This is a genomic window from Pseudomonas boreofloridensis, assembly GCF_030580795.1.
GTDB lineage: Bacteria > Pseudomonadota > Gammaproteobacteria > Pseudomonadales > Pseudomonadaceae > Aquipseudomonas > Aquipseudomonas boreofloridensis.
This window is the reverse complement of the sequence record NZ_JAUQOQ010000044.1, coordinates 1-1753: the sequence shown is the minus strand read 5'-3', so window position 1 is coordinate 1753 and position 1753 is coordinate 1. Positions and strand designations below refer to the sequence as shown.

Annotated in this window: 1 protein-coding gene; it reads right to left on the bottom strand. The window is 58.5% G+C overall.

Annotation, left to right across the window (positions count from 1 at the left end; genetic code table 11):
- A partial coding sequence (locus Q6A47_RS22880; protein WP_369811598.1) for an immunoglobulin-like domain-containing protein occupies positions 1 to 1753 on the bottom strand: 1753 nt, incomplete at both ends.

Genomic DNA, 1753 nt, shown 5'->3' with positions numbered 1-1753 from the left:
CGTCGTTGGCAGTGATGGTCGCAGTGCCCGTGGCGCTGCCAGCCGGAACAGTAACTTTAGTGCCATCCGACAGAGTGAACGTCAGACCTTGGTGACCGGTAACCGACAGACCTTGGGCGTTGCTCAGTGTGACGGTGTAAGTGACTTGGCCGCCCTCAGCCACAGTGGACTTGTCGGCGGTGAGGGTCGCGACCACTTCGCTGATCGTATCGGCGATTTGTACAGTAGCGCTGCCGCCGAGCTCCAGGTTCTCGAAGGTCTTGCCAGCAACACTGGCGTCGGTAATACCGACAGTCAGCGAGCCGGCATCTTTGAAGACGTCTTCGCCTTGAGCCGGAGCCTTGTATTCAACTTCGGTCTGGCCTGCAGCGATGGTGACTTTATCGCCATTGCTCAGGGTGACAGTCAGCGGACGATCCAGTGGCTGATTCACCTTCACGGTGAACGACGGCTGTTGAGCCTCATTCACGTCGCCATTGCTAACGATAGTGACGGCAACCTTGTCGCCTTCGTTACCAGCACCTGGAGTACCAGTGCCTGGTTCATCAGTAACTTCAGTCCTAACTTCGCCCTGACCCAGCGTCAGTTTTTCGAAGTTATCGCCGCCAGTGACGGACTCGATCTTGTTGACGATCGGCGCTTGCCCGCCGACATAGACGTCGTCGTTGGCAGTGATGGTCGCGGTGCCTGTGGCGCTGCCAGCAGGGACAGTAACTTTAGTACCGTCGCTCAGGGTGAAGGCCAGGCCCTGATGGCCGGAAACCGACAGGCCTTGGGCGTTGCTCAGGGTAACGGTGTAAGAGACTTGACCGCCTTCAGCAACGGTGGACTTGTCGGCAGTGAGGGTCGCAACCACTTCGCTGATGGTATCGGCGATTTGTACGGTAGCGCTGCCGCCGAGTTCCAAGTTCTCGAAGGTTTTGCCAGCAACGCTTGCATCGGTAATGCCGACGGTGAGCGAACCCGCGTCTTTGAAGACGTCCTCGCCCTGAGCCGGGGCCTTGTACTCAACCTCGGTCTGGCCTGCAGCGATGGTGACTTTATCGCCGTTGCTCAGGGTGACAGTCAGCGGACGATCAAGGACTTGGCTGACCTTCACGGTGAAGCTTGGCTGCTGAGCTTCGTTCACATCGCCATTGCTGACGATGGTGACGGCAACCTTGTCACCCTCGTTGCCGGCACCTGGAGTACCAGTGCCAGGTTCATCGGTAACAGTAGTGGTGATCGAGTTGTCGCCGAGGGTCAACTTCTCGAAGTTATCCGCACCGGTGACCGATTCCAGTTTGTTAACGATGGATGGCTGGCCACCCACGTAGACGTCGTCGTTGGCAGTGATGGTCGCGGTGCCAGTGGCGCTGCCAGCAGGCACAGTAACTTTGGTGCCATCGCTCAGGGTGAAGGTCAGGCCCTGATGGCCGGAAACCGACAGACCTTGGGCGTTGCTCAGTGTGACGGTGTAAGTGACTTGGCCGCCTTCAGCAACGGTGGACTTGTCGGCAGTGAGGGTCGCAACCACTTCGCTGATGGTATCGGCGATTTGTACGGTAGCGCTGCCGCCGAGTTCCAAGTTCTCGAAGGTTTTGCCAGCAACGCTTGCATCGGTAATGCCGACGGTGAGCGAACCCGCGTCTTTGAAGACGTCCTCGCCCTGAGCCGGGGCCTTGTACTCAACCTCGGTCTGGCCTGCAGCGATGGTGACTTTATCGCCGTTGCTCAGGGTGACAGTCAGCGGACGATCAAGGACTTGGCTGAC